Annotated in this window: 19 protein-coding genes; 11 read left to right on the forward strand and 8 right to left on the reverse strand. The window is 43.3% G+C overall.

What is annotated here, in order from left to right:
• Positions 1–50 precede the first annotated feature (50 nt).
• The 3 genes from CUR83_RS09185 to dusA all read left to right on the forward strand — a co-directional run bounded on the left by CUR83_RS09185 (position 51) and on the right by dusA (position 4,314).
• Positions 51–1,694 (forward strand): phospholipase D family protein, encoded by a 1,644-nt coding sequence (locus tag CUR83_RS09185; protein ID WP_284719520.1) that lies wholly within the window; start codon positions 51–53, stop codon positions 1,692–1,694.
• Between the two features lie 222 nt (positions 1,695–1,916).
• On the forward strand, positions 1,917–3,221 hold the full coding sequence (locus CUR83_RS09190; RefSeq protein ID WP_093068129.1) for an MFS transporter: 1,305 nt from the start codon (positions 1,917–1,919) through the stop codon (positions 3,219–3,221).
• 109 nt (positions 3,222–3,330) lie between these two features.
• Positions 3,331–4,314 (forward strand): tRNA dihydrouridine(20/20a) synthase DusA, encoded by a 984-nt coding sequence (dusA, locus tag CUR83_RS09195; RefSeq protein WP_071001888.1) that lies wholly within the window; start codon positions 3,331–3,333, stop codon positions 4,312–4,314.
• 66 nt (positions 4,315–4,380) lie between these two features.
• Here dusA and CUR83_RS09200 read toward each other — a convergent pair whose 3' ends face one another.
• The 4 genes from CUR83_RS09200 to CUR83_RS09215 all read right to left on the reverse strand — a co-directional run bounded on the left by CUR83_RS09200 (position 4,381) and on the right by CUR83_RS09215 (position 10,493).
• Positions 4,381–5,169 carry a CPBP family intramembrane glutamic endopeptidase gene (locus CUR83_RS09200; protein WP_071001889.1) on the reverse strand — a complete coding sequence of 263 codons (789 nt, stop codon included), beginning with the start codon at positions 5,167–5,169 and terminating at the stop codon, positions 4,381–4,383.
• A 69-nt stretch (positions 5,170–5,238) separates the two neighbouring features.
• Positions 5,239–6,129, reverse strand: coding sequence for an alpha/beta fold hydrolase (locus CUR83_RS09205; RefSeq protein WP_071001890.1), 891 nt, complete (start codon positions 6,127–6,129; stop codon positions 5,239–5,241).
• 154 nt (positions 6,130–6,283) lie between these two features.
• Positions 6,284–7,339 carry a signal peptide peptidase SppA gene (gene sppA / locus CUR83_RS09210; RefSeq protein ID WP_071001891.1) on the reverse strand — a complete coding sequence of 352 codons (1,056 nt, stop codon included), beginning with the start codon at positions 7,337–7,339 and terminating at the stop codon, positions 6,284–6,286.
• Between the two features lie 196 nt (positions 7,340–7,535).
• A complete protein-coding gene (locus CUR83_RS09215; protein WP_227674253.1) occupies positions 7,536–10,493 on the reverse strand; it encodes a ComEC/Rec2 family competence protein in 2,958 nt (985 codons plus the stop codon).
• Positions 10,494–10,791: 298 nt separating this feature from the next.
• Here CUR83_RS09215 and CUR83_RS09220 point away from each other — a divergent pair, with 298 nt between their 5' ends.
• Positions 10,792–11,367: a DUF2062 domain-containing protein gene (locus CUR83_RS09220; protein ID WP_223335218.1), complete on the forward strand. Its 576-nt coding sequence runs from the start codon at positions 10,792–10,794 to the stop codon at positions 11,365–11,367.
• Positions 11,368–11,436: 69 nt separating this feature from the next.
• On the opposite strand, the gene CUR83_RS09225 is transcribed toward CUR83_RS09220, so the two are convergent.
• The 3 genes from CUR83_RS09225 to CUR83_RS09235 form a co-directional block, all read right to left on the reverse strand.
• Positions 11,437–11,742, reverse strand: coding sequence for a hypothetical protein (locus CUR83_RS09225; RefSeq protein ID WP_058024771.1), 306 nt, complete (start codon positions 11,740–11,742; stop codon positions 11,437–11,439).
• Between the two features lie 168 nt (positions 11,743–11,910).
• Positions 11,911–12,591 carry a lipoprotein-releasing ABC transporter ATP-binding protein LolD gene (gene lolD, locus CUR83_RS09230; RefSeq protein ID WP_093068124.1) on the reverse strand — a complete coding sequence of 227 codons (681 nt, stop codon included), beginning with the start codon at positions 12,589–12,591 and terminating at the stop codon, positions 11,911–11,913.
• Between the two features lie 44 nt (positions 12,592–12,635).
• The gene (locus CUR83_RS09235) at positions 12,636–13,871 is read right to left on the reverse strand and encodes a lipoprotein-releasing ABC transporter permease subunit (protein WP_071001894.1); all 1,236 of its coding nucleotides are present in this window, start codon (positions 13,869–13,871) and stop codon (positions 12,636–12,638) included.
• Between the two features lie 449 nt (positions 13,872–14,320).
• Between CUR83_RS09235 and CUR83_RS09240 the strand changes: the two genes are divergently transcribed.
• A complete protein-coding gene (locus CUR83_RS09240; RefSeq protein WP_212564367.1) occupies positions 14,321–15,292 on the forward strand; it encodes a hypothetical protein in 972 nt (323 codons plus the stop codon).
• A 141-nt stretch (positions 15,293–15,433) separates the two neighbouring features.
• On the opposite strand, the gene CUR83_RS09245 is transcribed toward CUR83_RS09240, so the two are convergent.
• Positions 15,434–15,823: an SCP-2 sterol transfer family protein gene (locus CUR83_RS09245; RefSeq protein WP_071001896.1), complete on the reverse strand. Its 390-nt coding sequence runs from the start codon at positions 15,821–15,823 to the stop codon at positions 15,434–15,436.
• An 855-nt stretch (positions 15,824–16,678) separates the two neighbouring features.
• Here CUR83_RS09245 and ccoN point away from each other — a divergent pair.
• The 6 genes from ccoN to CUR83_RS09275 all read left to right on the forward strand — a co-directional run bounded on the left by ccoN (position 16,679) and on the right by CUR83_RS09275 (position 22,735).
• Positions 16,679–18,160 carry a cytochrome-c oxidase, cbb3-type subunit I gene (ccoN, locus tag CUR83_RS09250; protein WP_071001897.1) on the forward strand — a complete coding sequence of 494 codons (1,482 nt, stop codon included), beginning with the start codon at positions 16,679–16,681 and terminating at the stop codon, positions 18,158–18,160.
• A 9-nt stretch (positions 18,161–18,169) separates the two neighbouring features.
• The gene (ccoO, locus tag CUR83_RS09255) at positions 18,170–18,808 is read left to right on the forward strand and encodes a cytochrome-c oxidase, cbb3-type subunit II (protein WP_071001898.1); all 639 of its coding nucleotides are present in this window, start codon (positions 18,170–18,172) and stop codon (positions 18,806–18,808) included.
• Positions 18,808–18,987, forward strand: coding sequence for a CcoQ/FixQ family Cbb3-type cytochrome c oxidase assembly chaperone (locus CUR83_RS09260; protein WP_058024764.1), 180 nt, complete (start codon positions 18,808–18,810; stop codon positions 18,985–18,987). The genes ccoO and CUR83_RS09260 overlap by 1 nt, the downstream gene beginning before the upstream one ends.
• The gene (gene ccoP / locus CUR83_RS09265) at positions 18,987–20,132 is read left to right on the forward strand and encodes a cytochrome-c oxidase, cbb3-type subunit III (RefSeq protein WP_284719521.1); all 1,146 of its coding nucleotides are present in this window, start codon (positions 18,987–18,989) and stop codon (positions 20,130–20,132) included. The genes CUR83_RS09260 and ccoP overlap by 1 nt, the downstream gene beginning before the upstream one ends.
• A gap of 418 nt (positions 20,133–20,550) precedes the next feature.
• Entirely contained in the window at positions 20,551–21,960 is a 1,410-nt protein-coding gene (ccoG, locus tag CUR83_RS09270) for a cytochrome c oxidase accessory protein CcoG (protein WP_284719522.1), read from the forward strand.
• Between the two features lie 193 nt (positions 21,961–22,153).
• Positions 22,154–22,735 (forward strand): FixH family protein, encoded by a 582-nt coding sequence (locus CUR83_RS09275; protein ID WP_075106617.1) that lies wholly within the window; start codon positions 22,154–22,156, stop codon positions 22,733–22,735.
• The last annotated feature ends 5 nt before the right edge of the window (positions 22,736–22,740 follow it).

Below are 22,740 nucleotides of genomic sequence, written 5' to 3' on the forward strand. Positions count from 1 at the left end.
CCATGCATTTTATTTATCAGTATATTTAGGCTCATCAAGGTAAATTCGTTATGTCGATGTTCAGTATAGAACCAAGCAGCTTATCGCTCAGTCTGATACTTGGGCTGACTTTAGGTCTGAGCGCTTGCCAGAGCCTACCCAAACAGCCACATCTACCTGAGAGCCAAGCGTTATCAGCGCGAGTCAATGCTTTATACCAACAAGAAGACAGCCCAAAGATTGAGCAAAATACAGCGACTACAACCAACAATACTGATCTAGTGACCGCCATCACAGCACAAAATGAGATTCATCCTGATCTGTCAGGCTATCATCCGATCGTCACTGGGGCAAATGCGTTTGCCGCCCGTAGTATCTTAACAGGTATGGCCACGCGCAATATCGATGCGCAGTATTATATTTGGCATAATGATCAGGCTGGCCAACTGCTATTAAAAGACTTGTGGGAAGCGGCTGAGCGCGGTGTGATCGTGCGTTTGTTGTTGGATGATTTTAATAACAGTGCAAAGTTTGATCAGCACCTATTACGTTTTGCGAGCCACCCTAATATCGCGGTGCGTATCATCAACCCATTAATGCACCGTAAGTTTTCAACATTGAACTACGTCACAGGTTTGCCGCGTATCAATCGCCGTATGCACAATAAAAGCATGACGTTTGATAAACAGATTACCGTTATCGGCGGACGTAATATCGGTAATGAGTACATGAGTAACGATCAAAGCAGCCAGTTTGCGGATTTGGATGTTTTACTGATTGGTAAAGTCGTCGCAGACATTGATAATAGCTTTGCCAGTTACTGGTCATCGCCACTGTCGTTTGACATCGAAACTTTAGCCAAGTTCGACGATGACGTCACGCCTGATTTTTTGAAGGCATTAGACAAGCTGGGTATAGATGAGGAAAATAACGAAGGCAGTAGCTTGACGGTTTATAAAGCCGCCATCAAAGACTCGACGATAGACACTGATCTGATCAACAAGCGTGTACCATTTCGTTGGACAGACATGCAGTTTTTGAGTGACGATGTTGGCAAGCTGTCCAAAAGCGTCTCATCTGAGACCAACTTGGTGCATCAACTGCGTACGTTACTCGGTAGCCCAACCAAAAAACTGACCATCATCTCGTCTTATTTTGTCCCGACCAAAGATGGGGTCGATACTTTGGTGAAGCTCGCCAAATCTGGCGTTGATATCAAAATATTAACCAACTCATTTGATGCGACCGACGTGACCGCTGTTCATTCTGGTTATAGTCAATGGCGCCCTAGCCTGCTGCGGTCAGGCGTAAAAATATACGAGCTAAAATCAACGGCAGCTGAAGAAAAACGTGACAATAAACTCTGGCGTGCACGCAGTCAGTCATCAACCAGCCTACATGCAAAAACGTTTGCGGTAGACGACTATCAAGTGTTTATCGGTTCCTACAACGTTGACCCTCGCTCTGCCAATATCAATACTGAGATGGGCGTCATCATCAATGATGATGAGTTGGCAAGACAGCTGCATGGGGCGCTGAGTGATGATTTACTAAACCAAGCTTATGAAGTTAAGCTGCTAGACAACGGTAGCTTGGAGTGGCACACCATGGAAGATGGCAAAGAAGTCGTTTACGAGTCAGAGCCACGGGTCGATATGAGTGATCATATCTGGCTTACTATTATGTCTTGGTTACCCATTGACTGGCTACTGTAATATGTAAACTCTTTTCTAAATAGTCCCTAAAATTGCAGGATGTGCAGTTTTGCTTTTGTTAAAAGCCAAATCCTGTAATCAAAGTTCTTATTACAATACACAAAATTACTGTTCCGGCGAATCATTGTTTATATACTTTGATTTGCCGGTTTTTATCATGGCCGATTATCTAAACGATGATCGTCTTAATGACCACTTTACTCCGTGGATGCGTGATCTATTATGCCGACTCGTTCTCAATACGCCCTGATGTCTAAAAAAGACAAAAATACAGTCATATTCGTAAGCTTTGTCAGCGCTGTAATCTTTTTTGATTTCTTGATTTATTTGTACATTGCAGACATTGTCTCAGCTGCTATTTTCCCCGCTAATAACGATCCTACGGTTGCTAAGCTGCAAGGAATGGGGCTGTTTGTCATTGGTTACTTGGCTCGGCCATTTGGTGGTATTGTGTTCGGGCGTTATGGTGATCTCAAAGGTCGAAAGCCGACCTTTTTCCTGAGCATAATCGTTACGGCAGGTAGCTTGCTCGCAATGGCGTGTCTGCCTACTTATGCGCAGTGGGGTGCGCTTGCACCTGCGTTATTCATATTGCTGAGAATCATACAAGGTATGGCATTTGGTCTTTACGCACCGCTATCTTGGGTATTTGTGGCGGAGCATGTCCCTCGGCAGTATTTGTCAGTGGCTTGTAGCTACGTTACGGCTAGCTTTTTGGTAGGTGTACTGTTCTCTAATGCGTTTTTTCTGTGGCTGACTGACTTTATGACCACCGTACAGCTGACTGATTATGGCTGGCGTTTGCCGTTTTTTGTTGGCGCCTTACTAACCTGTCTGCCATTGTTGGTATGGCGATTGGTTAAAGAGACTCCGTTTTTCTTGGCGTTAGATAAGCCAAAAACTGGTAAGAATCTAGGTAGACCATTTACGGTATTATTCAAGCGCTGCAAACATTCTATCTTTGTCAGTATGGTACTGACTATAGTGATATCTAGTATCACCTCTGTCATTGTCCTACTACTGCCAGAACTAATAGAAATCAACTTTACTTTAGACAGTGATTTGTTTAGCTTTTCTCATAGCTTGGGCATCGTATTTATGGTTCTTGGCTGTGTCTTTTATGGCATGATCTCGACCCATGAGAACTTTGGTAAAATTTTGGTCATTGGTTCTGTTTTACTTATCGCTCAAACACTGGCGTTCTTTTATCATCTGCAGGCGGGTGGCGACTATATCTTAATCATGTATGCATTGCTAGGGTTCTGTGCCGGTATCATGGGCATGATCCCTGCCATTTTAGTGCAGCTATTTCCGACCAATGTACGTCTCACCGGCATTTCTTTTTGTTATAATATTACCTACGGTATCGTGGGTGTGCTGATACCCTTTGGTCTTGGTTACGCCACGACACTCATCAGTTTCTCGCCAGCGCTATATATTGCCTTTGTGGGCTCTATCGGTATTATTATGGGGCTTTATTTCTATAATTTGCCTGAATTCAAAAAGATTGATCATGTTATTTTATAAATAATAGATCAGTCACTAATTCGAACGATGTTTAAAACTAAGGTGCAATGAGATATCTCATTGCACCTTATCCATTTGTTTAAGACACAGATATTAAGGCTTGATAACCATGGTTGATATGACCAACAAACGCCTCTCCGTTGCGCCAATGATTGATTGGACAACGACAGACTATCGTTACTTTGCGCGACTATTTAACCCGCACACGTACCTGTATACCGAAATGATTAGCACCGGTGCATTGATACACGGTAACCGCGCACGTCACCTACGCTTTGACACACTTGAGCATCCACTGGTATTGCAGCTTGGCGGAGCAGATATCAGTGAGATGACACAATGCGCCGAATTTGCTCAGCAATACGGCTATGATGAAGTCAATATCAATGTTGGTTGCCCTTCTGATCGTGTGCAACACAACAAGATAGGCGCCTGTCTAATGGCAGAGCCAAAAACGGTGGCTGACTTGGTCAAGCACATGCAAGCTGCAGTCGATATCCCCGTGACGGTCAAACACCGTATCGGTATCGATGATTTTGACAGTTACGAGTTTATGGTGGATTTTGTGCAGACCGTTGCGGCGGCTGGCTGTACGCGTTTTATCGTTCATGCACGTACCGCGTGGCTACAAGGGCTGAGTCCTAAGCAAAACCGCGAGATACCACCGCTACGCTACGAGGATGTCTATCGTCTAAAACAAGACTTTCCTGAGCTTGATATTGAGATCAATGGCGGTATTGATACCATTGAAGACATAAAAATGCATTTGCAACATATCGATGGCGTGATGATTGGTCGGGCGTTTTATCACAACCCGTATCTATTAGCAGAGGCCAATAGCTTATGGAACGAGGCAGCACCCGAAACAATACCTAAGCGCTCAGAGATTTTAGAGCAGCTCTACCCTTATCTACAAGAACAAATCGCCAAAGGCGAAGCACTACCCACGATGACACGGCATTATCTAGGATTGTTTCAAGGATTGATGGGTGCACGCAAATGGCGGCAAGCATTGAGCGGCAAACCTCAGCTCACGCTCGATGACATTAAACGAGCAGCCGATGAAGTATTATTGTTAAATCCTGACGCATAGCTAAATGCTGATATAACTGGCTTGATAGAATTCACATGCTAGCCATTGTCGTGGCTAGCATGTTATCTACGCCGCTTGCGCAAGATACTGCCACATTGCTGCGCCATTATTAACGATATGTAGTACGATTGGCAGTAATAGCGACCCTGACTTGATACGTGCATAACAAAATATGAATGCCAAAACCACAATAGTACTGATTTCATAAATGCCATACTGCACATGGATAGTGGCAAATATCAAACTGGTCACGATACTTGCTACTATCGCACCGTGCTGCACAGAGTATGACGGTGCGGTGAACTGCTCTTTGATGGCTGACCATAATATGCCACGAAAGATCACTTCTTCGTAAATAGGTGCAACGACGACCATTGCAAAGACCAGCAGCCACACTGAACTAACAGACTGATATAGAGGGTCGACAAATACCAGCGGCGTCATATCCAGCATATAAGTCAGCGCCTGACTGACTATCATAAATATCAACAGCAATCCTAGCATGCCCATACCTACCGTAAATGAAAACGGCTTTAATGCTAAATACTGTCGCCATTCCCCGCCTTTTATACGAATAATGAGAACACTGGTTGTCATCAGCAGCACACAGCCTATGAGTATTGATAAGCTCACGACTGTTCCATCGTTACTGCCAAAAAAGAAGATATCGCCCATCGAAGCATTTTTGGTCGCAGGTAATACCAGCTTGCCAGCGATATAGACGCCTACCAATTGACTGATAAAAAACGCAAGCACCATCCCTACCGTCAGCATAAATGTACCAACGCGTGAAAATAATGGCGGACGCTCAGACGAGGTTGCGATATCCGGTAAAGCTGTCACGTTTTTTGGCATATATATGTCACTTAAAAAATACGCTGTCAGCTTGTATTAGACACAAGCCTACATAACGATACGTTGCTTTTATTTTGATAGTTGCCGCTTAATCAGTTCTAGTACCTGCTGCGATACAGACTCTGGGTGCTCAAGTGGGAACATATGCCCCCCTTCATGAGTCTCATAAGGTATGCCCAAGCGCGACTTTATCTGTTGGGGAAACCGACGTTTCAAAAAGATACTGTCTTGACCGATAATCAAGGTAACAGGCACTTTGGGGCCACGATTGGGCGTCAGCCAATACCAAGAAGGATTGGTACGAAACACTTCTACTTCATTAGCTTTAGGAATGGCCAGTGTCACTTTACCATCCGCGCGCTCATGCAAGCCATGATCGATATAGCCTTGGAAGCTGCGCTCATCAAAGTTTTTGAAAAATCCTTTGTGCCGCATTTTTTCGTACGCATCTGCTCGGCTGTCCCACACATCACGGCGATGCTTAGAGATACCCGCTGGTGACAATTTATCCATCAAACGCTTACTCGTAAGAGGCAATTTATCTACTGTCTTTGCCAAATGCCATAACAAGCTAACTTTGCCATAAATCCAAGGCGGATCCATGAGCACTGCTTGAGCAAACAGCTTAGGCTCACGGTACACTGCTTGCAAGGTACACATGGCGCCAAGTGAATGACCCACGCCCACCACCTGACTGACGCTATGCTTCTCACAGGCAGTTTTTACGCTATCGATCACCTGCTGCGTCAGACTGCGCCAATGATTATCCACGGGATAATCCGGCGTGTCACCCAACATGGCAATATATTCAATCGTAAAAAATGCGGACAATCCTGCAAAAAACGGCTCATAGACAGCACTTGGCATGCCATTGGCATGGGCAAAATGTAGCACAGGCTTTTTTGTTATCTTGGAGACAGGTAGCGCAGCAAAGGTCTGCAAATTGATTTCATCACTCATAACAGGCTCTCGTGGGATGGTTTATATATTATTTTTAATAATTCAACTGTCTTTCATATTAAGGTAGTTTTTAGCATTATATACAATTGAGGCTGAGCATAATTATATGCTCAGCCTCAACAATCATACACAGTATATCTAAAATATTAAACGCTTAACGCATTTTTGCATTACCTTCTTCTTGGGGCAAAAACCCATCAAGGCTCATGCTAGAGCCAATGCCTGCACCCAATTGTACCGCAAAGCGATCCATAAACATTTGGAACGGATCGGTTGGGCTATAGCTGATGATCGTATCAAGATCCAATTGTTTACTGAGGCTTGTAATACTGCCCGTTTTGTCTGCCAAACCTAACTCGATAGATTGCTCACCGGTCCAAAACAGTCCTGAAAACAGTTTGTTTTGTTCAGGATTTTTCAAGCGATCACCGCGGCCTTCTTTGACGGCATTGATGAAATGCTTGTGCGTATTAGCAAGCACACCTTCGACATGTTTTTCTTCGTAGTCAGTCAATGGGCGCGACAAACTCAAGATGTCTTTGTACTCACCCGCAGTGATAGTACGATCTTCTACGCCGACCTTGTCCATTAGGCCCTTGACATTGTAACTTGGCATAATGACACCGATAGAACCAACCAAGCTCGATGGATTGACATAGATCTCATCTGCGGCAGAGGCGATATAATAAGCACCTGAAGCACCAATATCACCGATAACAGCATAAAGCTTTTTATCGGGATATTCTTTACGCAGATCCATCATAGTCTGCCAAATTTCATCAGACTGTACCGGTGAGCCACCAGGTGAGTTAATGTCTAACGCCACCGCTTTAGAGTTACTATTTGCAAAAGCGTCTGTCAATGCCTCATTGACATCGTAAGCGTTGGCCACATCATCATTACTGATCACACCTTGCAGCTCAACCACTGCCAAATGCGGCGAGCTAGTATCAACGGCATCCATACCTGTTGGCGAACCACTACATCCGCGACCTATGGTCAAAAATATCAATAATATATAACCAAAGGTCAACAGTTTAAAGAAAATACTCCAGCGACGAGCACGGCGCTGCTCAACCACACTAGCTAATAAGGTGTTTTCCAGTACTTTCCACTCTTGTCCGCTCGGCGCGTTTGGTTGCTGCATTGGCGTTGGCTGATTTGCCGAATTATCAGGACGTTTGTTTGGGTCTGGTGGCCAGTTGGGCATATAACTTCCTAAGTCAGAAACAATCTAAAACAATAAAAAGATGATATTGGTAGATACGGCTAAAAATAAATATCTCCTCGCCGTGTCAATCATCGGTATTAATAGGCTGCTAAGTATGGTGGTATTTCGATAATGGTTCAATAGTATAACTGTGAAATATCACCATATTGTAACACTGCGAGTATAAGCAATATTTTTAAGGACTCATCGCTTCTGCGTCAACACCGTTGTTTATTATATTCAGCGATAAAGACGCTTCTAAAGGTTTGTCATCATAGGTGATAATATCATTGATGCTTTGACGACTTATGACATCAGTTGTCATCTGTGATGCACTATGACCAAGCCATGTGATGTTTTTAAACCTCATACTGTCGTTATTCGAATCAGCTGAACATAATAATGACCACATCTGCCAAACGCGTGGATGGGTGTCAGTATCTAAAACAAGCCGTGATAGAGACAAGTTTTTGTGATCCGTATCTAACTGGTTATCTGCTATTTTCGTTTGAGAGTTTACAGATAATGACTTTAGCGGATCGGCTGCGTTGTATCTTAGAACTTGTATAGGTACGCTGCTATCAATCGCAATTGTACAGTCCCACACGCTAGTATCACCTATCTCGCTCCAGCCTGTCATTGCTTGGATGGATACATCACCACTAGCCACCTGCCATGTTTTGCCTTGCTCGCAACCTTGCGCACTGATATTCGTCTTACCTTTAGACTGAGCTGCTATTTTAGAGGCTTGCTGGAATGCAGACCAACGCTCGGAGCGTCCCGCTTGCCAATATTGACTGACAGGTAGCTGCTGATTTAACTGCGCAACTGCCAGCGGTAATAACTCAGAATTTTTGGCGCTAACGACCATATTTTGCTCACTGGCATTCAACGTGTCAGTCAGTACGGTGCTACTGCTCTGCACTATGATGCCTTCTAGTTTATCGACTGACAAACTGCCCAGTTGCTGCTCTAAAGATACAGATAGTTTATCCGCTGTGAGATTGCTTGGCATGGTCCGTGTTGCGGTTGGTCTATGATCAGCCAAAAACAGCCAGCTGGTATTGTCTTTCGCAAGTGAAGATCTATCCTTACTGTTACTAACGCTTTGGTTATGTAAAGGGAATTGTAGCAAGGCTGCACTGATATAGGGATCACCCGTTGGCAAAATATATAACGTCGGCATTGTTATCATTGACTGCTGATTGGCATACACCGTCATCATTAACAGCGTCAGTGGAGGCAGTGCCAACCAGCGACTGAGCAGCCCTCTTGGCAAAAGCCAAGGTACTATACTTAACAACACCATGAGCAATATCGCCATATTAACTGGCGTATACAACCATGCGTCTGTTAATGCTGGTAATGATGTCAGCCAACCAATCAACTCATGTAGATTGCCGACGATGGCACTTACTAAAGACCAAATGCTGTCAGCTATCGTGGGTGATAACAGGTAAAAAAGCCCTGCTAACAGATTGAGCGGTACAATCACCCACCCAAACAGCCCAATCGCAAATAAATTGACAATAAGTCCCCACAATGATGCTTTACCAAATAAGAGCAGCGTAATAGGCAATAACGTCAGAAACAACCAAAACTGTAGCTTGAACATACGCCGTCCAGCTCGCAGAGCATGATAGAGCACTCTATTGCCCTTACTCCTATGCTCGTCGTACGATGATCTCAAAGCCTCTGTAGTACGCTGATACGAGGTATCTTCGTATTTGAGCAACAGCGCCACTGCGATGAAGGACAACCAATACCCTGCCTGCCACAATACATACGGATCTTGCCATGCCATCAAGACAGCTAATGCTAACAACACACGCATGGTACTGATAGGTAGCAATGTCAATCTCACCAAGCCGATAGCCAGTAGCATCCACGCCGTACGTGCAGCAGGCACATCAAAACCTGTAAATAGTGCATAGATAAAAGCAGCACCAATCATTACCCACCAACGCACCTGCCAGCGTGGCATATAGCGATAAACCACTGGGCACAGTCGATTGAATAGCAACACAACGGCGCCGCCCAATACAATGGCTAAAAACAGTACATGTGTCCCTGATATTGCAAGCAAATGCGAGATACCCGCCAGTTGATATAGATCCTTGGTGTCGCGATTGATCAAGCTACGGTCACCTGTGAGCAAACTCAATGTGACAGCTCTGGTCTGCTGCTCTGCTGTGGTTTGTGCAGGCCAATCTCTATAGAAATGATCTCTTAATTGCCAACGTCCTATATCAATACGAGTACGAAATCGCTGGAAATAAGAGTCAGACGTCGATGCTTGTTGTAAAGCTTCATCGTTATTGCTTTTGCTGACAGTCAACGCACTAACCGCCAGTATATTTGCCACACCATCAATGTGTCGACCTCGCAACCAGCGATAACCATCAAAACCAGACGGGTTGCTTATTGCTTGCTTGGAGGTAGACAATGGTACCAGTGCCAAGCTCATAAATAGCTCATCGCCTGGCTGCAAATCATTTAAATTTGAGAACGAGTCATTATTTGATGTGTTTTTTGGATAGGCATTGAGCAATACTCGGTATTCGATATGATTATTGGGTTTTTTTTCAAAATTGTCACTATAGCTTTTACTTAGGCTATTATTTTCTTCCTTCGAATAATTCCTTGTACTATCTGCCAAATCTTGGGGAGTCAACTCAGCGACTAATGGCATTAAATGCGTGACCACTGCTACTTGTCGATAGCCGCTATCTGTACTGGCATCATATACACTGTCACTTATCCCTTCGATACGAACGAGTGCTTGTACACGTATAGAGTCAGTAATTTTGGTCGTTTCGGCTTGCTGATGTGCAACTAGCGCTTGTAGCGCGCTACTCACGACCAACCCAATGGCTAATAGACCAAATAAGAAGTATTTGCTAAAAAGTGACAATTTAACATCATTAGGTGAGCTGACAGAACGCGTTTTATTGGTACTTTGAGTATTTACTGAAGGGCTATTAAGTTGAGTAGCACTAAGCAGAATAATAGCAAATATGACAAGCAACCAAAGCAAACCTGTGGCGCTGACCACATTCAATAAAGGCATGTCGATCGGCATCGCCACATTATCTGCAACTGCCAACACACCCATCATAGCAATAATTACCAGGCTACCAACTAACCAATACACCAGCACTCCTTGCTTGATGAGCAAAATATTATAATGCAGCTAACGCCAGTTATTGATGACAATAAGGCGCCAGGGCAGCCATTTTTATCGACATTTTAGAAGCGACTGAAGCATCATATTTGTGAGGCAATAGCATTTATATTTATATTACCCTATACTGATGAGGCATATTAAAATGATGGCTTTCTACCATCACCACTCTATGTATTCTCATCGGTATTTTTTATCCATAATATTACTTTATACCAGCCCATCAATACAATTGAGCGGACTGTCGTTAACGATTAAAGGCGATACTGTGCCCCACAAACGTCTAAAAGACCTGCTTCCTACACCGGAAAAAATCCTAGAAAGTCGCACCCTAAAACTGTTCGCCCCGCATTTGGCAGATCCTCGGTTATGGCACTTCAACCGCCATAGCTTAAATAAAGCAGTCTATATTGGCGTGCTTAGCGCATTTTTTCCACTGCCAGGACAGATGTTGCTGGCTTTGATTGGCTCACTTATTTTTCGAGCCAATGTACCTATGGCTCTCGGTCTAACGTGGATTACCAATCCAGTCACCAGCTTGCCTATCTTTTATGCTGGATATTATATCGGTGCAAAAATCATTGATGCACCAGTGATCAGTTTGCGCTTTATCGGCAGAATGATTGCTGATTTTAGCTTATGGGCATTATCAGATGGCGCCAACCCTTTTATTACTTATAAAGGCACTGTATCGCTTACAGCATTTTGTATAGGGCTAACGATTTTAGCGATTATAACCAGCATCGTTTGTGGACTTGCTTTTAAAGCGATTTGGCGTTACAAGACGGTCGTGAGTTGGCAAAAACGTCAGCAAAAACCTGATGATAAATCGCCTAAATATTAATACCGTTTAACATCATTAAACGGTATTAATATTAAACAGTATCAACGTCAGCGTCTGAAGCAATAGCTATCACTCTTCTTTGGTTCTTTCTATGGCATCTATAAGCTTATCCGTAAAATCTTTATCCATAGAGACGATCTCAATAACCTCGTCGTTTTTACAGAGCGTATAACGCTTACCTGTCGCGCTGTCTTGAACCTTTAAATCATAGTCAACCCCAGCCAAAGTGATCGCATCAAACACGGGTGTGATAAGATCCTTTTGTTCTTGTCTATCGATGGTGTCAAACAAGGTTGGATCGATATAAGGCTTTAACGGCTCATCGCCTTCTTCAGCACTGCCAAAAGCGGCGATTGGATTGTCATCTTTGTTCATTATTCGGAGTCCTATAAAATAGATATAGCAGCTAGTTAATCAAGCTTTTATATCTTTTGCTATGAGATATTTACTTGATAATACAACAATATATTTCGTTAGGACAACCCTTATAAGTGCTAATTTATGACACTTATATTCATCTGAAAATCTTAACATATATAGACGTTAATACTGTTCCCAATGACCATTACGTAGCAATAATTGACGATCAGCAAGCGCCGCCAAGTTGCGATCATGTGTCACCATCAAAAGTGCTGTTTGCATAGTGCTTTGTAGCTCTGATAGCAATCCAAAGACACTTTGCGCATTGTCATAATCCAAGTTACCAGTTGGCTCATCCGCCAAGATAAGCGAAGGCTTGGTAACTAGTGCGCGCGCAATCGCCACGCGCTGACGCTCACCACCTGATAGCTCACCCGGTCTGTGCATCAACCGATGATTTAGACCGACGTTTTCGAGAATCTCAATCGCTTGCTTGCGAGCGTCAGTTGTTGATACTTCTGGACGCATCAGTAAAGGCATCGCAACATTCTCGACTGCGGTAAACTCTGCTAGCAAATGGTGAAACTGATAAATGAAACCCAAATGCTTGTTGCGCATCGCGCCGCGTTCGGTCTCATTCATGCTATTTAATAACTGACCATGTAACCAGACTTCACCACTCGTGGGCGTGTCTAAACCACCAAGCAAATGTAGCAAGGTACTTTTTCCTGAACCACTGGTCCCGACAATAGCAATGCGCTCACCAGCATGAACTGTCAGATCGAGGCCCGTCAATACTTGCGTACTAACGGCTCCCTCATCATATATTTTATTGATATTGGTCGCCTTTAAAATGGCAGACATAGCGCTTCCTTTATTTTATTTATGTCGATATTTATGCGATTGAATTACTCATAACGTAGTGTCTGGGCAGGCTGAATTTTAGCCGCTCGGCGTGCTGGATAAATCGTTGCCAAAAAGCTCAATATAAATGAGGCACCTGTAATGAATACCACGTCGAGTAAACGCAACTCTGACGGCAAATAATTCACAAAATAAGCATCAAACAGATTCAAATTAAAGACTTGATTAATAAAGCCTAAAATATCACTGACGGTGAGTGCGAATATCACACCCAATATCGTACCAGCAACGGTACCGATCACACCGATGACCACGCCTTGTACCATAAAGACTTGGGTAATCAAACGAGGAGACGCACCAAAGGTTTTTAGAATGGCAATATCTGCTTTTTTGTCAGTGACGAGCATCACAAGACTTGAGACAATGTTGAAAGCGGCAACTAAGATGATTAAAAATAGTAGCAAACCAACCATGGCTTTTTCCATCTGAATTGCACCAAATAGATTGCCGTGCGTCTGCGTCCAATCATTGGGGAACAACTGCTGAGGAGAAATAGCAGCGGCTTTTTCTGCGGCAATCGGCGCAGTAAAGATATCATTGAGCTTCATGCGCACGCCTTGCGCCCCTTCTGGCAGACGCAGCAGTTTTGCTGCATCACCCATCGGGATGAACGCCATCAGACTGTCTACCTCTGGGCTGATGGTAAAAATACCTGTCAAAGTAAAGCGCTTAAACCGCGGTATCACACCGGCTGGCGATGGCGAGGCTTCTGGCAGCACTAGAGTTACTTTGTCCCCTATCTGTAAACCCAGAGACTGCACCATCTCTTCACCCAATACGATGCTAAAGTCACCACTTTGCAAGGTATCAATACTGCCCTCGACCATATGATCATTAATGATAGAGACGTTTTTTTCGTATTCAGGCTCGACGCCAGTCACCATAATCCCGGCGACCTGACCGTTTGATGTCAGCATCCCTTGCAATTGGATAAAGGGGGCGACATCTGATACTTCTGGATCTTCCTTAATCTTATCAGCGAGCTGCTCCCAATCACCGATAATCTCAGTTGAGACCACGGTGGCTTGCGGCACCATGCCCAAAATACGGGTTTTTAATTCTCGATCAAAACCATTCATGACCGATAGCACCGTAATCAATACGGCAACCCCAAGCGTCAGACCAATCATTGAAATCAGGGATATAAAGGAGATAAAGCCATTACTGCGCTCTGCTCGGGTATATCGTAAGCCGATAAATAACGCTAAAGGACGAAACATATTCAAACTCTTTATCTTATCTACGTGCGACTTTATATAGGTTGCATCACGAGCAGTAGTAAATGCATCATACAGCTGCTACTACTCACATATAAATCAAACACAAAACAGGAGATCAGACGAGCCGAGGACAGCCGTCAAAAGGGAGCTAGTTTGACACAATTTAGCCAATATGTGCCAGTCATTAGCCGATACTAAGAGTATTTTTTACCAAAAAACTGGGTTTTGTTATTATTTTTTATAGAGGCCTTGCTATTAGATATGTCAATACCTATATATTATATGCTAAAGACAATTGTCATTAACCCTCATTGTGGTTTGTTCACACTTTGCTGGTAATGTCGCTGACATCATAAACCAGTTATTTGAAATACTGAATGGTACGTAAGTAACCGTCGCACTACAGTATTAGACACAAACCCCACGCTGACTTAATTTTGAGTATTTTCATGACCATAAATTATCAATATAAAAACATTCAAACTCCCACCAAGATCACACTGACCGATGAGCAGTCTGCAGGTCATGGCGATCATTGGCGTATTTTGACCGATGATATGAGCAATGATGTGCCAGAGTGGCTACAAAAAATGATTGAAGTGGCGGCAATGCCTAAAGGCCTGAACAACAACGTCAGTGCAAAAGACAGCTGTTTGTTGTTATCAGAAGACAAGCCCTGCCATATCAATCAAGTACTTGCAATGAAAGACGGTAAGCCTGAGCGATTCATCAATGCTTATCCTTGTGTTGATAGTCCTTATGGGCTTGACTGTAAAATCGAGCGCGTCATTGTTAATGACAACTCACACGATGCGGTATTACGCTTACGCACGGCTGATGGCAGCATTATTTATGCGTTTGATCAGCTCTATACCACCAACCGTCACTTATATCAGCGCGATACGTCTTATTTCGTTAACTTTAGCGCATGGGCGCACGAGATTAAGCTCAGTGAGCAAAACGAAGTCATCATGGTAGAAGACCAAGAATCTATCCGCTATCACCGTGCGTTTAACGATATCGTCGCGGCTAATGACGGAAAAATTCCAGACGATCTGCAAGCGCAAATCAGTGAATGGAAACCTGAAACCGAAGAACAAATGGCACCGGTCGAAATCAACTTAGGACACATGTGTGCTTATTTATTTGGCGATACTTTAGGGCAAGAAGATGAGGCTTGGTGTCAAGGTCAAGTGCTTGGCAAACAAGAAACGATATTTAACGATAAATCTGTCATTTTGTTTGATGTAGTGACATTACGTGAGCAGGATGCAGATCCCTTTGTCGTACGTATTGGTGCGCTTAATACGCCAGAGACCGCCAGCATTAAAGTGCATGACTATGTACAAGCCAATGTCTGGTTGCAGGCAGCGATATATAAAGAGAATCAGCAAGCGTCGGCGCAGTCTAAAGCCAGCTAGTTACTGAATATAACAGCCTATTGTATTACGTGTTATGCCTAGTTTTTTACACAATAAAAAGCCCCTAAATAAATAGGGGCTTTTGTATATCTGAGTGAATCGTATATCAATGGCTTGAGTACAAACCACTCTATATAAGATCTACGCCATCGTCGTCATTGATTTGATACGCTTATACAACTCTTTTTGCTCAGCGCTTGGACGAGCAGTCTGTACTGCCATCAATTGTGACATATCCCCTTCAACGCGAATTTTACCGCTCATGAAAGCACCCATAATTTGATTGGTGTCAAAATCAGTGATGATAGACTGTAGAATGCTACGATCTAATAATAAAGTCGTCGTGCCGTTACTATTTAGACCACGATGTAATAAACCATCGGCAAAGTTGGCTTCGATGTCTTTGTCAGTATCAGATACTTTTAGGTTAACAATCATATTAGCAAGTGCTGGTGGCAAGTTTAACTCACCCGCCTCACTGCCCATTTTCTCCACTTGCTCAAACCATTCATCTGTCAAAAAAACTGCCATATTATTATCCTTAATGGGTGTTTTGTTGGGTTAACGCTGCTATTTTACGCATTAACCTGACTAGCAAATTATTAAAATGCCTGTTATTAATAGCCCACAAGTATGCGGGCATTAAATATGTTCAGGCTCATTATAAGGGGCGACTTGATGAGAAGTAAAACCTATTTGTGCCGCTAGTGGTACGATTGTTACAAAATTCCTTTCGAATATCACAATTATATTTAGCAACGTTTGTCTTAGTTTGATGCAAACACGCATCTAGAATAGTGACGAAATTGTGTATAAAATAAGCAAGTAGCGCAATAATAATAAGTTGCTCGCTATCATTTATACCAAAGAGTTTGTATTTTGCCGCATAGTTCTGATGATATTTAATTAGGATTGCGTTACAATACCCTTAAACAGAGTCGGGAGTTTTAACCAAACATTACATAAACATGTTTTTTGTCAGCCGCCGCTAGCATACATCTATGGTCAGTGCGTTTTTATAGCCCTATAGATATGGGTATCTATCTTCATTAGTACAGATTTTTTCGTAATAATTAAGATATATATTTAGCCTCATAAGATGTTTGATGCTCAAAAACGGCGCGTCTTTTTATTTATCTTGATGATGTATTAACAATCCTACTATCGATTGGCTGTAAACAAGGTGCACGAAGCGCCTCATTTTATCCATCAGTATCAACTGATATAAAATCAAAGCCTAAATTGATAGTTAATAAGATTATGGTGATAAAAGGTCAAAAAACATTATGTACCGTAGCTATTGTAGGTTTATAAGTTTTTATAATATCTATAATGCGGACTGTTGGTTAATTCTGTTGATAATTCGGGCTGTAAAGGAATCATCCAATGAGTTTACAAAACACAGCAGTCGCCCCAGTTGACCGTGAGTATGAAATTACTATCGTAAGATTTTTTACGATCATGGCTGTCGTTTGGGGCATCGTCGGCATGAGTCTTGGTGTGTTCATTGCTTCACAGTTAGCATGGCCATCACTAAACTTTGACATTCCATGGCTGACCTTTAGTCATTTAAGACCACTGCACACCAATGCGGTGATTTTTGCGTTCGGTGGCTGTGCCTTGTTCGCAACGTCTTACTATATCGTTCAGCGTACCTGCAAGACGCGCTTATTTGCGCCATATTTGGCTTGGTTTACCTTTTGGGGTTGGCAAGCAGTGATTGTTTCTGCCGTTATTACCCTTCCTCTAGGTTTGACGTCAAGTAAAGAGTACGCTGAGCTTGAGTGGCCTATCGATATCTTAATTGCTTTGGTATGGATCTCTTATGCCATCGTATTTTTTGGTACACTCATCAAACGCAAAACCTCACATATTTATGTGGCTAACTGGTTCTTTGCCGCCTTCATTATTACGATTGCACTACTACACATCGTAAACAGCATGGCTATTCCTGTTAGTGCGTTCAAATCTTACTCGCTATTTGGCGGTGCAACTGATGCCATGGTCCAGTGGTGGTACGGGCATAACGCGGTAGGTTTTTACTTAACGGCAGCTTTCCTTGGCATGATGTATTACTTCGTTCCAGTACAGATTGGTCGTCCTATCTACTCTTATCGCTTGTCTATCGTTCACTTTTGGGCATTGATTGCTTCCTATATGTGGGCTGGTGGTCACCATTTGCATTATTCAGCGCTTCCTGATTGGACGCAGTCATTGGCAATGGTATTCTCCATCATTCTATTTGCACCCTCTTGGGGTGGTATGATTAACGGTGTACTCACGCTATCAGGTAGTTGGGATAAGCTACGTACCGATCCGATCATTCGCTTTATGATTGTGGCGTTGTCGTTCTACGCGATGTCGACGTTCGAAGGCCCAATGATGTCAATCAAGACAGTAAATGCTTTATCGCATAACACTGACTGGACAGTTGGTCACGTACACTCAGGCGCACTTGGCTGGGTTGGTATGATTACGATTGGTTCGCTATATGTGCTGTTACCACGTGTCTATAACAAACCCAAAATGTACTCTATCAGCTTAATCACCACGCATTTTTGGCTGGCGACTGCAGGAACGATTTTCTATATCGTGTCTATGTGGATCTCAGGTATCGGCCAAGGCATGATGTGGCTTGCTACTAACCCAGACGGTACTTTGGTATATAGCTTCGTTGATACTGTTGAATTCTCGCATTTCCCATATATTGGCCGAGCTTTTGGTGGCTTCTTATATGTATCGGGTATGTTTGTTATGGCTTATAACTGCTATAAAACACTCAAAATGCCAGAAGGTAAGCCTGTAGATGTCGCTGATCCAACGGATCATGAACCTAGTGTCGAAAAACCTTCGACAGCTAACGTATAAGGAGCGATCATGGCTGGTACACCGCATGAAATTATTGAAAAAAATACAGGCTTGTTAGTCATTGGCATCGTCATTGCTATCAGTTTTGCAACGCTAGTTGAAATCGTGCCTTTGATTTATAACAACGACAGTCCTGAAGAAGGTGGTTTGAACAAGCCCCTTCCCGCTATGGAGCCTTGGACTGCGCTTGAATTTGAAGGTCGTGATATTTATATCCGTGAAGGATGTCACGTTTGTCATACGCAAATGGTTCGCCCACTACGTGCAGAAGTTGAACGTTATGGACCATACTCACGTGCCGCTGAGTCTACGTGGGATCACCCGTTTTTATGGGGATCGAAACGTACTGGACCAGACTTAGCACGTGTTGGTGGCCGTTATTCTGAAGATTGGCAAAAGCAGCATCTAATCAATCCACGTTCGCTAGTGCCTGAGTCAGTCATGCCAGGTTTCCCGTGGTTGGCCGAGAACGAAGTCGATGGTGAGAACATTCAAGCTAAAATGCGTCTATTCCGTGATCGCTTCGGTGTGCCTTATACTGAAGAAGATATCGAAGGTGCTCCAGATGCCGTACTTGGCGCCACTGAGCTTGATGCTTTGGTTGCCTATCTACAGCAGTTAGGTACCGCAATGGAAGGACAGCGCTAATGGGTATTGGTGAATTACAAACAATTGCGACCGTTTCTGCCTTTATTGCCTTCGTAGGCGTTGCATGGTGGGCGTATTCGCCAAAAAACAAAAAACGCTTCGAAGAAGATGCACAACTTGCGCTTGATGACGAGGATATTAGATCTCTGTCTGAAGAGCAGCGCAATAAGGATAAATGATGACATTTTTTTGGAGTTCTTGGATTACGCTAATCAGTTTTGGTTGTTGGGCGTTCATTCTTGGCGTTCTGCTGTTTGTATTAAAATACAAGCCAGAGGTTGAAGAAGACGGTACCACTGGTCATGAATACGATGGTATCCGAGAATACGATAAACCACTTCCTAAATGGTGGTTAGTGATATTTTTTGGCTCAATCGTCTGGGGCGTGGTTTACTGGGTGTTTTTCCCAGCCATGCTTCCGGGAAACTGGAACGGTCTTGCAACCATAAAAGTCGATGGTGAAGATGTACCATGGACTTCTAAAAACGAGCTGTTCAGTGAGCTTGAGAGCAACAACAAAGTATTTACAGATAACTTTGAAAAGAATATCTTGGTTAAAGCAGATGCAGCAGGCGCAACCGCGACACTAGCGACGCTAAACGAGCTACAAGCGACCATGCGTCGCAGTGACAATCCACCAGCGGATCTACAGGCACAAATCGATGAGAAGGTCACAGAACTTGCGCCTTATGTCGAAAAACTGTCTGAAAATCCAAATGCTTTAAAAGTTGGTAGCCGTTTGTTCTTACAGAACTGTGCAGTATGTCATGGCTCGAATGCTAAGGGTGCCCCAGGCTATCCTAATTTGACTGACAATGATTGGTTGTATGGTGGTAAAGCCGGTAACATCTTGACCACGCTACACAATGGTCGTGTTGGTGGTATGGCAGCATGGCGTGATCAGCTTGGTGAAGACGGCATACGTGCGGTCGCTGAATATGTCTTATCACTATCAGGCAACCAAAATGACTATGATCTTGATCAAACGAAAGTTGCTCAAGGTAAAGTTATTTTTCATGAGCCGACCAACTGCGTTCTTTGTCATGGACCAGATGGTAAAGGTATGATTTCAGCTGGCGCACCGAATTTGACGGATAATATCTGGTTATATGGTGGTGATCGCGAGACCATTCGTGAAACGCTACGTTATGGCCGCGCAGGTGTAATGCCTCAGTGGGAAACGAAGCTAGGTAATGAGCGTATCATGCTACTTGCCGCTTACGTCTACTCACTATCGGACAAAACTGGCAAAGCACCTGAAACTGCGATGGCAAATACTGCAGTGACTCAGCCAGTAGCGACCAAAGAAGCTACTGCTAACTAAGACACTATTGCCGTACTGTACATGGATGAGATTTAATAAAGGGAGGACTGTCAGTACAGTTCTCCTTTTTTCGTTTATTTTTGCAGAATTTACCTAATAGTCGCTATCACAGATACTTCTCAGTAGACATTATTATGATCTATAGTGCTTGCTTTTTACGATTATTACCCCATTGTTAGTATGGAGAATGTTAGAATAGCTGTTTTCAAAATGGCTAACGAGCCAGACTGATGATGTCTTAGCTCGATCTAATAACCCACTTATAATCAATTATTTAGTAAGTGTACTAGAGGACTTTTATTCAAGTCGCTATCCATTATTTACTGACATTGATAACATCATACATTCATATACTTCACGACGAGAGATATTTGTTCATCATGCCAGCAGACTGATTCTTTTTTAAAGAGGCAAGTTTATGTCAGCTCCACAATCAAATAAAATCCCTGTACAACAAATAGACCTCGATGCGACTAAACATCGAGTGCATCCTCGCTTTGTTACTGGTTTTTATCAAAATATTCGTGTCATCACGATGTATGCCCTTTTGGCCGCTTTTTTAATTTTGCCGTGGCTGCGTTATAATGGCAGACAAGCAATATGGTTTGATGTTCCCTCACAGCATTACTATATTTTTGGTTTGACTTTTTTGACCCAAGATTTTTATTTTATTGCTATATTTGCCATCATTGCTGCCTTTACGCTATTTATGGTGACGGTCTATGCCGGCCGAGTGTGGTGCGGTTATGCTTGCCCACAAACGATTTGGACGCATCTCTACCAGTACGTTGAAAAATGGGTCATTGGTGATCGTAATAAACGCATCAAGTTTGACAAAGAACCGATGAGCGCAAAAAAAGCATTTAAGCGAGCGTTGGTCTATTTTATTTGGTTTGTGTTTTCTGTGATTACAGCGGCGACATTTGTCAGTTATGTCGCGGGCACTGACTATCTGTATCAAAGCTGGCAGATGATAGGGATTATCCCTGTGCCTGATTGGCCAACGTGGGTATGGATTTCGATGTTTATCTTTACCTTTGCCACTTATGCCAATGCCGGTTATATGCGTGAGCAGATGTGTGTACATATTTGTCCTTATGGCCGTTTCCAAAGCGTCATGTTTGATAAAGACACGCTTATTGTCTCTTATGATTACGAGCGTGGTGAGCCACGCGGCGCGCGTAAAAAAGGCACACACCCTGAAGAGCTGGGTGACTGTATCGAATGTACCATGTGTGTGCAGGTCTGCCCCACTGGTATCGATATTCGTGATGGCTTGCAAGTTGCCTGTATTCAGTGCGCCGCCTGTATTGATGCCTGCAACGAAATCATGGACAAAGTTGGCTATCCACGCGGGCTGATTCGTTATACAACCGAGCGTCAGCTGGTGGAAAAAGAACCAAGCCGTGTATTTCGTCCACGATTATTTGCTTATTTGGCGCTATTGGCAGTGCTATGTGGCGGGGTTATCTATGCGTTGACAGACCGCGTGCCATTAGAGATTGATATCCGCCGTGATCGTAACCAGTTATCATCTATCAATATCCAAGGCATGATTGAAAACAGCTATATCGTCAAGCTAACCAACAAAACCCAAGAGCCTCACAATTATAAAATAACGCTCGCACCGCAAGAAGGTCTGAGTTTAGAGCTGCGCTTCAACGATGTACCCTTAGAAGCAGGCGAAAGCTTCGATATGCCTGTCAGTATTTATGGTGACCCTGATGTGATTGAATTTGGTCAAACGCCAGTGACGTTAAATGTGACCAGTGAAGACGGTAAGTACAAAGTCAGTAAGCAAAACGTCTTTACGACTCAAGGTCAGTAATTCATCACTGAACTGATTATTTAGTTTCCTTTATGTCATTCGGTAGTCAGCGACTTTGAGAGTCAAAGGCTATCGGGTGAATGATTTATGATTAAACTGGCAGCAGGTAGCCGTCAAATTGTCCGTTGATACCATTTGTCGATATCTGATAAGCAGATCTTTGATAAATAAGTATCTGATGAATAGGTATTTTATGTCTAATCCAGCACCGAATTTTAAACATCAAGATACTCAGCCATGGTACAAGAATTACATGGTTATGATTTTTGTGATTGGCATGCCAGCTGCGGTCGTGATCGCTTGTATCTGGTTTGTCTACTACTCTTACCAGATCCGCGACAGCGTGGTACGTGACGACTGGTATATGGATGGCAAGACGCTCTATCATGACGTCTCACGTGACAAGCTTGCTTATGATTTAGACTTGCATGGCAAAATGCAATTTGCGGATAATGGCGATGTTGTGTTTTATCTCAATTATCCTGAGCAAAGTGTGCAGTCAGGCAAGCTATTGAACGGCCAGCCGCTTACTTATCCCGATACGCTTGATCTTTCAATCTCGCATGCCACCGATATCAAAAAAGACCGTGACGTCGTGCTAAAGCATGTTGAAGGCAATAAATACAGCGCCCAAGTAAATCTTGATTCGGTAAAAGCCAAATATTACCTGCAAGTGAATAACGATGGCAAGGACGATTGGCGTATGCAAGATGTCGCCAAGCTTCCGCGCTCAGAGGTTAGCTTTAAACCTTTACCTGTCTTTGCTAAAAGTTAATATTA

It is taken from the genome of Psychrobacter pocilloporae (genome assembly GCF_029872915.1).
Lineage (GTDB): Bacteria > Pseudomonadota > Gammaproteobacteria > Pseudomonadales > Moraxellaceae > Psychrobacter > Psychrobacter pacificensis.